The following is a 9,292-nucleotide window of genomic DNA, read 5'->3' as shown; positions in this document are numbered from 1 at the left end:
TATTTAAAAATGTGTCGGCAAGCTCAGCAGTGTCGGTTTTTCGCGGGTCAATAACCACCACTTTCATATTTGGATTAAGCTGCTTTGCACGTTCCATTCGCTGATACAAAACCGGATGAGTCCACGCTGCATTAGAGCCAATTAAAATAAGTAGCTCAGTTTGCTCTAAATCCTCGTAGGTACACGGCACTACGTCTTCACCAAAAGCGCGTTTATAACCTGCCACAGCAGATGACATACACAGGCGCGAATTTGTATCAATATTGCCTGAGCCTATGTAGCCTTTCATTAATTTATTAGCAATGTAGTAATCTTCTGTAAGCAATTGCCCCGATACATAAAATGCCACAGCATCGGGTCCGTGCTTTTGTATTATGTCGTTAAATTTATTGGCAACATGGTCGGTGGCTTCATCCCACGTAACGGCTTGGTTATTAATCAGAGGCGACGTTAAGCGATTATCACTGCCTGTTGTGTCGAGCAAATGCGTGCCTTTTACACATAAACGACCAAAGTTTGCGGGATGCTCTCGCATGCCTTCAAGCTTGGTTGGCACATTATTAAAAAGTGAAATATCAACACCGCACCCTACACCACAGTAAGCACATGTTGTTTGTTTTAAACTGGTTTTATTTATAGTTGGTGATGTGTTTGCGGTTGTCATACTGCTCTCTTTTAGTGTGCTTTAATTTATGCAGGCTGTTTTACAGGCTCATTAAGGGTAACTACGTTAATAGTGTTACTTGCCTTAGCGAGCGCGCTGTTTATTACATTTTGAACGAGCTTTTCACACCCTCCACAGCCTGTACTGGCTTTGGTGCTTTGCTGCACACTTGCCAAATCTATGCAGCCTTTAGCGACTGTTTGTTCAATGGTGTGTTTAGTTACTTTATGACAAGCGCAAATAATGGCGTCATCAGGCAAGTCATCGGCGCTTAGCTCTGCTATGTCGCCGGCAAGGGGCATAATGAGCGCTTCGGGAGCGGTGGTAAGTTCAATGTCGTTTAAATGATATTGCAGCAAATTGTCGTAATCGCTGGTATCGCCAACAAGTACCGCGCCAATCAGCTTATTACTTTGTGAATTGGTGACTATTTTTTTATAAATACCATTGGGTTGATCTTCAAAATAATAGCTTATTGCACCTTCGCTTCTTGCATGTGCATCGCCAATAGAGCCTACTTCAACACCCATTAATTTGAGCTTAGTGCTCATATCGGCACCGCTAAATTCATCGGCTTTATTGTCTAAGCCAGTACTTTGCAAGGAACCTTGCTGCGTATCTTGTAAAATATGACCAACTGCTATTTTAGCCATGGCGTAACCAGGTGCCACTAAGCCAAAAATAAAATTATTCCACAGTGCACATTCACCAATAGCGTATATGTTTTTGTCGCTCGTTTGGCAGTGGTTATTAATTACAATACCGCCGCGCTCACCTATCTCTAAATTAAACTCGCGGGCTAAATTATCATAAGGGCGAATACCTGCCGAAAATACAATCATGTCGGTTTCAAGGGTTTTACCGCCCTTAAAACACATTTTGTAACGGCAACTTTCACCTTCTACTACTTCCTCAGTTGCTACCGATGTATGCACAGTAACACCTAAATCTGTAATTTTGTTTTTTAGTAGCCGACCGCCACCAGCATCAACTTGTACACCCATAAGTTGCGGTGCAAATTCTATTACGTGAGTATGTAAACCCAATTACTTTAATGCGTTTGCAGCTTCAAGCCCCAGTAAACCGCCACCAATTACCACGCCTACTTTGCTGCCGTGGGCTGAATTTTTTATTGCGTGTAAATCGTTAATGGTGCGATAAACAAGGCAATGCTCGCGATCTTTACCCGGTATAGGCGGTACAAATGGGAATGAACCTGTAGCAAGCACAAGTTTGTCGTATTCAAACAATTCCCCTTTAGCGGTCGTTACAGTTTGCGTATCACGATTTATATCAACCACTTTAGAATGAGTATGAAAGCGTACTTGCCAATCGTCATAGGTTTTATTACATGTAAGTGCGAGGTCGTCTGCGGTTTTGCCTTTAAAAAAAGAGGATAGTTGTACACGGTCATACGCTAAACGGTCTTCACCGCTAAGTACCGTAATTTCAAATTGCTCATCAGCTTGATTTTGAGAAACTAGCTGCTGCACAAAATGGTGCCCGACCATTCCGTTTCCTACCACTACAACACGCTGCTTGCTTAACATTCACCCACCTTAAAGTGATACCTATTTTAGTAATTGACTAAAATTGAAATCGAATAATTTGTTATAGGATTGTTATAGCAATATGCAAGCCAAATATATAAGCATTTAATATCAGTAAGTTGCCTACTTTGGTGCAGAGGTGTAAAGCATAAAGCCCCACAAGATGGTGCAATTGCACCATCTTGTGTCGCTATAAATTACAAGAGGATACTAGAAGATAGTGAGGGTTAAAATTTAGCACTCATCCATACCCATAATTTTTGAGTATCGACTTTATTAGCAGCAGTATCCCCCGCTGAGTAATCGGCGTATTTAACACCCACTGCGTATTGTTTGTTAATAGGTTTAACGTATTGTACGTTTAGCTCACTGCCTAAATCGTCAACCCCATTTGATTGCTCATTGGCATCAAAACTGTGATAAGCCACCAGCCATTTTCCGTCAAACGCTTTACCGTTTAAGCTTATGTAAGTGTCGTCCAAACCTTGTGTGGGTGTATTTAAAAACGTATCTGTCCAACCATTAAATTTATGTAACGTGGCAAGCGGTGTTGCAAACCCGTAATCGCCATTATCAGAGCCAAGTGACTCTATGCCAACTTTTAATGTTACTGTTTTTATGCCCAACCCATTTAAATCGACAGCGCCTTCAAGTGCATAGTAATCGGCATCAAAATCACTCACGCTTGTTGAAGCAGACTGCGTTGCATACTCCGCTTTGTAATAAAATTTTATGTCGTTTAGGGTTTTATTACCGTTAAAAGAAACGCCATAAGTATCTAAACTGTCGTCTTGTAGTGCATCGTCACTTAATAAGTAACTGTATAAAACCACTTTACCGTAGTCTGTTTTAAAGCTTGCATTAATTAAATGATCGGACGATTTAATGTCTTTATCGTCAGCAAATATGCGGTTACGCTTATTTAAATAACTGTACTGTAAATTTATGTTATTAAATGCGTAATTAATGGTCGCGGCATCAAAGGTTTGTCTGTCTTGGCGCCAACCTACGTGCCCAACAAAACGCTGCCCATCAAGAGCTATTATTTGGCGCCCTACTTTTAGCGATAGACCATCGCGGGCATATTTAACAAAGCCTTGGTCTATCTCAGTGTTTTCTGGGTCTGCAATAACAGAATAATTAGTGTTTTTCCCCACTGTATTGTTGTAATCATCTACGCCCAATAGGCTGCGAGTGTCTTCTACTTCAATAAGTGCTGAAAAACCATTCACCTCGTCTGTTTGATGCGTTAAGCGGGTTCTAAGTGTTAAGCCGCTTGCATCTTTTAGAGCATTTTCTTGATCAACGCTTTCAAAACGCAGTCTAAAATCAAGATCAGTTTGCGCAGCTTGGCTTATTAAAGGCGCAGTGAAGCAACCCAGTATAAAAATAATAGGTAAGTTGTTCTTGTAATTAAGCATTTTGGTTCTCTAAGTTTTAATTATTAATACACATACCAAAGCAATAAATAAACACAGCGAAATACATTTCCACACCATAACTGGATCGCGTTTCATTATTGAACTTTTATTAGCGGTACTTTCTAAATAAGGATTAGGTTTGTTGATATCGTTTATAAACTCAGAAAACGCTTGGTATCTGAGCTCAGGTTTAGGGGCAAGCGCCTTCATAAGGGCTTGATCTAACCAAAACGGAATATCGGCTCTGTATTTACGAATACTTGTGTAATGCCAATGGCTGTAATCTTTTGGCGCTACGTGGTTAAGTGGCAGTGGTTCATAAGGCAATTTTGAGCACAATAACTCATATGCAATCACGCCAAGTGAAAACAAATCACTTTTAAAATCGGCGTGCATAGTAATAAGTGTTTCGGGTGCGGTGTAGTCGGCAGTGCCTTGCGGGCAATCATCCGCAATTTGTTTAACCGACTCGTCCATAGCCGCAACACTTACTGTGCCGTAATCTATTAGCGTTACTTTACCGTGCGCATCTATCATTACATTATCGAGTTTTAAATCACGATGTACCATATCGAGTCGCTGAAACGCCCTTAGTGCATGTACTATTTGTTCAATAATACTGCGTACTTGGGTTATTTCTGGGTGCGGCACGTCGTGCTTCCAATCACTGAGTGTTTGCCCGTCCATGTACTCACAAATATGATACAAAAAACGACTCTGCGATTGCGTACTTAGCACTTTCATCACGTTTAAATGGTTTATGCGTTGCCCTACCCAGCCTTCTCTTATAAAGCCTTGAAGGTAGTGCACATCGTCTTCAAAATTAACCGAAGGTGCTTTTAAAACCACTGGCGGTATATCGGGCGCTTGTTGCACTAAATAAATGTGCGAGCGACTACTGGCATGTAATTTACGAATAACCGTGTAGTCATCAATTTTTTGCCCAACATTAAGCGCAGGTGGAATTTTTCGTCGTGTTAGCGAATGGTAAAGTTCATCTAACTTTTGCTCGGCAATATTTTCTACTTTTACCAGTAAACAACTTACGTTGTCGTCACTGCCTCGTGCTAATGCAAGTTCGGTAATTGCTTTAGCTGCATTTTCTAAATTAGTGTACTCGTTAATTAATTTAGCTATATCACTACTTGGGAGCACATCGTGTACGCCATCGCAGGTTAATATATAAATATCGTCTGCTTTTAGGTCAACTTCGTATACATCTATTTCTTGATGAAGTTGTGCGCCAAGTGCACGCGTTAGGGTATTGTTTACTTTGTGATCCCGTGTTATTGCCTCTATTTTATTTCCTCGCAAGCGAGTAATACGCGTATCACCTAAGTGAAATATATAACCCGTTGCCGACTTTAAAATAAGTGCTGTAAAAGTCGTCATCCAATCGGCTTGGCGCTGACCTAAGTGATTGTAATTAACTGATTGCGAATAAAGCCACTGATTTAAACTTGCTAACACCTTCGACACTGACTTTTTAACCGCCCAACTTTCGGGGGTATTTAAATACTCATTTATAAAATGAGTAACCGAAAGTTGAGACGCTTGTTTAGCATTTTTTGCTGATGAACACCCATCGGCTAAGCAGGCAATAACGCCTTTAGACTCTTTTTCTTGCGCTTTGGTATTAAGAGCTGCAAACGCATCTTGGTTTTCTGCTTTTAACCCTTTAGCACTGTGCCCGCCAAATGAAACGTTGAGTTCATTTTTTAGCGATTTAGCGTGGAGTGTTTCATCAAACATAGTCAATAATGCCTTAAGTCACTGAAATAAGTTCAACGGTGCCGTCTTCATTTACTTCGGTAATATGGCCATCTGGTTCTCTCATAAAAAACAGTGCAGCTAGACCAAGTAATGCACTACCCGCAATAATGAAAAAGAAAGTTTGATAATCAACAAGTGACAATGCCGTTAAGTACACTACTGCACCTACATTACCGTAAGCACCTGTCATCCCAGCTATTTGCCCAGTTAAACGACGCTTAATTAGCGGTACTGCGGCAAATACAGCGCCTTCACCTGCTTGCACAAAGAACGAACATGCCATAGCCGCAACAACTGCAAGCCATAAAGGCCAAGATGCATCAACCAAACCCATTACAAAATAACCAACAGCAAGACCTGTCGTAAGTACAATAAGTGTTATACGACGACCTAATTTATCTGAAATCCAACCGCCACCTGGGCGAGATGCTAAATTCATAAATGCATAAGCTGAGGCTAAAATACCCGCGTAGACCATATCAAGCGCAAATACATCCATAAAAAACAGCGGTAACATAGATACAACCGCAAGTTCAGAACCAAAGGTTGTGAAATATAAAATATTTAAAACAGCCACTTGCTTAAACTCATAACGATGCGACTCAGGTACAGGCTCTTTAAAAATATGACCATTTACATCAAAGGTTTTATACACTTCGTAAATATAAAGCAGAACTAAAAAAGCATACACGGCAAGTACAAAGTTAGCCGAAATTAGGTTAGCACCGGTTGGTGAAAGCTTCCAAGTAAGTAATGCTAGTGCACCATACATAGGGATTTTCATAATAAGAAGTAATACAAAGTCGCCTTTACTGGTTACTTCCATTGCGCCTACTTTTTTAGGCTTAAAGTATGTACCGCCTTTTGGTGTATCGGTTACATTTAAGTACCAAATAATACCAAATATAACGCTTAATACACCCGTTAAACCTACTGCGTAACGCCAACCATCTTCGCCACCAAACATAAGTGCAATAATTGGTAATAACATAGCCGCTGCTGCTGAACCAAAGTTACCCCAGCCGCCATAAATACCTTCTGCTATGCCCAGCTCGTTAGCAGGAAACCATTCACTCACCATACGAATGCCCACAACAAAGCCAGCACCAATAAAGCCTAGCGCAAAACGCGCTATAGCGGCTTGTTCAAATGTGGTTGCCATAGCAAACATAAAACACGGAATACTACAGGTAATAAGTAGCGCGGTATAAACAATCCGGGGACCAAATTTATCGGTCAGCATACCCACCACAACACGGGCAGGAATAGTTAACGCTACATTTAAAATTAGTAATGTTTTAACTTGTGCCATGGTAATACCAAGCGAGCCCGCAATTGCACCTAATAAAGGAGCATGGTTAAACCATACAAAAAATGACACAAAAAAGACCATCCAACTCAGATGTAATACTTTCATTTTTCCTTTAAAGGATATTAAGTTAAATCCAGAACTCGGTTGCATGTTTATTTCCTCGTAAACGTATTATTGTTTTATTAATGCCCCACCCTTTTATATGAGTAGCAGCCCAATTTTTGTTAAATTTAAGTTAACCCGATATAGCAATTACTGAGCCACTAATTAAAAACTATAAATTTCATGTGGTTACATGAAACAGTTGTTTTTATACGTTATAGTTGCACTATATGAGTGAAGGGCTCTGGGTTGTTAGAGTGCAAATAAAAAGCGTTACTACTTGCTCTAGGATTTAACAAATTGGTATTGTTCAAAAAAAGTATGAGATGTTTAAAAATGCAAAAAGCACCGTTAACGTACCAACAGCAACTACGCTATTCTCGGCATATTATGCTGCCGCAGCTTGATATAGACGGACAAGAGAAACTATGGCAATCGCATGCTTTAATTGTTGGTGTGGGTGGGCTTGGATGTGCGGTAAGTCAATATTTAGCGGCATCTGGCGTAGGCACGCTTACCTTAATTGATAACGATGAAATAGACGTGACCAACCTGCAAAGGCAAATACTGTATAAAGAAAGTGATATTGGTAGCTCAAAATGCAGTGCTGCAAAAAAACAGCTTAACGCACTTAATAGTGAAATAGATATAAACACCATTGAGGCATTTTTTGATGTAAATACCTCTACAGAACAGCTATTTAATAACATTGATATAGTGATTGATTGCTCAGATAACCTAGCAACGCGTAATGCACTTAATAGCGCCTGTTTTAAAGCTAAAGTTCCGCTAGTGTCAGGCTCTGCAATACGTATGGAAGGACAAGTCGCGTGTTTTACTATGGATGAAAACAGTCATTGTTATGGTTGTTTATCGCAATTTTTTAGTGAACAAACACAAAGCTGCTCTGAATCTGGTGTGCTTTCTCCTATTGTGGGGTTAATAGGCAGTATTCAGGCAACTGAAGCGCTAAAAATGCTTGCTGGTTTACCCAGCGGCTTAAGCGAACACTTATTGCTGGTAGATGGTTTAAGCATGGAATTTAATCGTTTTAAAATTGCTAAAAATAGTCAATGTGCGGTGTGCAGCATTTAGTTATTCTAGATTACTGATTGTTGTATAAAGCACATCGCCCACTTTAAAGTCGTTTTTGTCCCACACTCGTCTTGAAGCCAAGCCAAACAAAGTTTGCCCGTCAACATTAAGCGTTAACTGCCACTTATTATTAATAAGCTCAGCCTGAGTTAATACCGACCTTAAAACATTACTGTGCGTTGTTTGCTCAGGCTTTAACGCACTAAACGACATTTGCTCACTTTCTATAATTAGCTTATTACTGCTATCGACAAGTGCAGGAAGCACAAAAAGCGGTTGCTCACTTTGCTGTAATTGCAGTTGATATAGCCCGTAGTCTTTATCAAATTTAACCACATCGTAATTAATTAAGCTCAGCGGTGTTTGCCTGTCGTTTGCGTAAATAGCTTTTGCAACGTGCGCACTTGCACCTTGGTTTATCACCTTACCTTTATCAAGCTGAATAAGGGTATCGCAGCAAAATAGCAGCTCTTTTAATGAGTGACTTACTATTATAAATTTAATATTAAACTTAACGGCTAACTCATTGAGTTTATTAAGTGTTTTAAAGCGCAATGACCAATCAAGCGCACTAAAAGGCTCATCAAGCATTATAAATTTTTGACCGGCAAGCAAAGTGCGCGCAAATACTACACGCTGGCGCTCGCCACCCGATAAGCTTTGTACATCACGATTTAGTAAATCTTGTAATTCAAGTGTTTTAACAACGTATTGAAGCGTTAAGCTGGTTTGCTTATTTTCGCAGTGTTTTTGTGTAAACGCTAAATTACCTGCCACATCTAAATGAGGAAACAACGGGCACGATTGCAACTGAAGCGTTATACCGCGTTTATCACTTGGCAACTCATGCACTGGCTGATTATTAATATGAACACTTTTTGCAGGCTCTAAACCACTAATACAACGCAGTAATGTTGACTTACCGGAGCCTGAAGGACCGTAAACACCCAATACATTAAACGACTCAAGCTCAAGGTTTATATCTAAATCAAAATTATTGAGTGCTTTAAAAAGGCTTAACTTAATCATGTTATTGCTTAACCCCTACAATGCTTTTATTAAACTTAAATAACAGCACTAAACAGGCAAACGAAATAGCCAGTAAAATAAGTGAAAGCTGATGCGCCGCCGTATAATTTAACGATTCAACATGGTCATAAAGCGCAATAGACACCACCTGTGTTTGCCCCTGAATATTACCGCCAATCATTAATACCAAACCAAATTCACCCAATGTATGCGCAAAGCCTAAAGCAAATGCGCTACCAATACTGGGTTTTAAAAGCGGAATAATTAAATGCACAAAGCGTTTAAATGGGCTTAATCCAAGCGCAATGGCAGCTTCGTTATAGGTTTGATTAATATGCTTAAACCC

The 9,292-nt window shown here is 40.0% G+C and carries 7 protein-coding genes and 1 pseudogene; 1 reads left to right on the top strand and 7 read right to left on the bottom strand.

Annotation, left to right across the window (positions count from 1 at the left end; translation table 11 throughout):
* The 5 genes and pseudogenes from L655_RS0100980 to L655_RS0100960 all read right to left on the bottom strand — a co-directional run.
* On the bottom strand, positions 1-664 hold a 664-nt coding region (locus L655_RS0100980), incomplete at its 3' end, for a molybdopterin-dependent oxidoreductase (RefSeq protein ID WP_024603793.1).
* A gap of 26 nt (positions 665-690) precedes the next feature.
* Positions 691-2,214: pseudogene (locus L655_RS01000000124830) on the bottom strand (FAD-dependent oxidoreductase).
* A 227-nt stretch (positions 2,215-2,441) separates the two neighbouring features.
* On the bottom strand, positions 2,442-3,635 hold the full coding sequence (locus L655_RS0100970) for an alginate export family protein (protein WP_024603792.1): 1,194 nt from the start codon (positions 3,633-3,635) through the stop codon (positions 2,442-2,444).
* Positions 3,636-3,644: 9 nt separating this feature from the next.
* Positions 3,645-5,387 (bottom strand): bifunctional protein-serine/threonine kinase/phosphatase, encoded by a 1,743-nt coding sequence (locus L655_RS0100965; protein WP_024603791.1) that lies wholly within the window; start codon positions 5,385-5,387, stop codon positions 3,645-3,647.
* A 13-nt stretch (positions 5,388-5,400) separates the two neighbouring features.
* On the bottom strand, positions 5,401-6,870 hold the full coding sequence (locus tag L655_RS0100960; RefSeq protein ID WP_024603790.1) for a NarK family nitrate/nitrite MFS transporter: 1,470 nt from the start codon (positions 6,868-6,870) through the stop codon (positions 5,401-5,403).
* 288 nt (positions 6,871-7,158) lie between these two features.
* Here L655_RS0100960 and moeB point away from each other — a divergent pair, with 288 nt between their 5' ends.
* The gene (gene moeB / locus L655_RS0100955; RefSeq protein ID WP_024603789.1) at positions 7,159-7,917 is read left to right on the top strand and encodes a molybdopterin-synthase adenylyltransferase MoeB; all 759 of its coding nucleotides are present in this window, start codon (positions 7,159-7,161) and stop codon (positions 7,915-7,917) included.
* On the opposite strand, the gene L655_RS0100950 is transcribed toward moeB, so the two are convergent.
* Entirely contained in the window at positions 7,918-8,946 is a 1,029-nt protein-coding gene (locus L655_RS0100950) for an ATP-binding cassette domain-containing protein (RefSeq protein WP_024603788.1), read from the bottom strand. It abuts the gene before it with no gap.
* Between the two features lies 1 nt (position 8,947).
* The coding region (locus L655_RS0100945; protein ID WP_024603787.1) for an ABC transporter permease subunit at positions 8,948-9,292 on the bottom strand (345 nt) is incomplete at its 5' end.

The sequence above is a fragment of the Pseudoalteromonas sp. TAE79 genome, from assembly GCF_000498015.1.
In the GTDB taxonomy this organism is placed as follows: Bacteria; Pseudomonadota; Gammaproteobacteria; order Enterobacterales; family Alteromonadaceae; genus Pseudoalteromonas.
This window is presented reverse-complemented; position numbering and strand designations above follow the sequence as displayed.

Bases quoted from the DNA above. Each gene is read 5' to 3' on its own strand.
- L655_RS0100970 (WP_024603792.1), bottom strand. From the start codon at position 3,635: ATGCTTAATTACAAGAACAACTTACCTATTATTTTTATACTGGGTTGC.
- L655_RS0100960 (WP_024603790.1), bottom strand. From the start codon at position 6,870: ATGCAACCGAGTTCTGGATTTAACTTAATATCCTTTAAAGGAAAAATG.
- L655_RS0100950 (WP_024603788.1), bottom strand. From the start codon at position 8,946: ATGATTAAGTTAAGCCTTTTTAAAGCACTCAATAATTTTGATTTAGAT.
- moeB (WP_024603789.1), top strand. From the start codon at position 7,159: ATGCAAAAAGCACCGTTAACGTACCAACAGCAACTACGCTATTCTCGG.
- L655_RS0100965 (WP_024603791.1), bottom strand. From the start codon at position 5,387: ATGTTTGATGAAACACTCCACGCTAAATCGCTAAAAAATGAACTCAAC.